General features: G+C 64.3%; 1 protein-coding gene. It reads right to left on the bottom strand.

Going from position 1 to position 904, the window contains the following annotated elements:
• Positions 1-577: 577 nt before the first annotated feature.
• A complete protein-coding gene (locus NLI89_RS21660; RefSeq protein ID WP_093399766.1) occupies positions 578-832 on the bottom strand; it encodes an ATP synthase F1 subunit epsilon in 255 nt (84 codons plus the stop codon).
• Between the last annotated feature and the right edge of the window lie 72 nt (positions 833-904).

Raw genomic sequence — 904 nt, 5'->3', positions numbered from 1 at the left:
TCTGTAGTGGGTCCCCCCTCTCACGACCGTCATCCCAGCAAAAGCTGGGATATCATCGGGGCGAGTGCTGCGACCCGGATCGGGGAGATCCCAGCTTGCGCTGGGATGACGTTTGGGGGCGCGCGGCTGGCCGACGCAACCTCGCAAGCCGGTGGACGTCTGCCCGAATATTTTCTGTAGTGGGTCCCCCCTCTCACGACCGTCATCCCAGCAAAAGCTGGGATATCATCGGGGCGAGTGCTGCGATCCGGAACGGGGAGATCCCAGCTTTCGCTGGGATGACGTTTGGGGGGGCGCGGCTGCCCGACGCAAGCTCGCAAGCCGGTGGACGTCTGCCCGCATATTTTCTGTAGAGGGTACCCACTCTCACGACCGTCATCCCAGCGAAAGCTGGGATATCATCGGGGCGGGCGCTGCGACCCGGAACGGGGAGATCCCAGCTTGCGCTGGGATGACGGCTTGAGGGGGCGTAAGCTCCGTGTCCGTCATAAGCCAAAAGCGTGTTCACCCGCGAAGGCGGGTGCCCAGTCTGGGTCTCCGCCTTCGCGGGGAAACACTTTTGGTTCAGTTGGTGCGCTTACTCGCCCGCATGCTCGGCCAGCACCGTCAGGCCCTTGGCGTTGACCTCGGCGAAACCGCCCTTGATCGCGATGATCTCGGGGGTGCCGTTCTGCGTGCGGTATACCTGCACGCCGCCGTCGCGGACCGTCGACATGAAGGGCGCATGGCCTTCCAGGACGCCGAAATCGCCTTCGGTGCCGGGGACGACGACCATGTAGACCTCCTCCGAGCGGACGAGCTTTTCTGGCGTGACGAGTTCGAAATGCAGCATGTCTGGGACCTTCTCCCTCTCCCCTTCGGGGAGAGGGTCGGGGTGAGGGGCAGTACCGGGCGAAGGCGCTCG

Source organism: Sphingomonas faeni (genome assembly GCF_024273235.1).
GTDB lineage: Bacteria > Pseudomonadota > Alphaproteobacteria > Sphingomonadales > Sphingomonadaceae > Sphingomonas > Sphingomonas faeni_A.
Note: the sequence above shows the minus strand (reverse complement) of the source record. Positions and strands in the feature narration are given on the sequence as shown.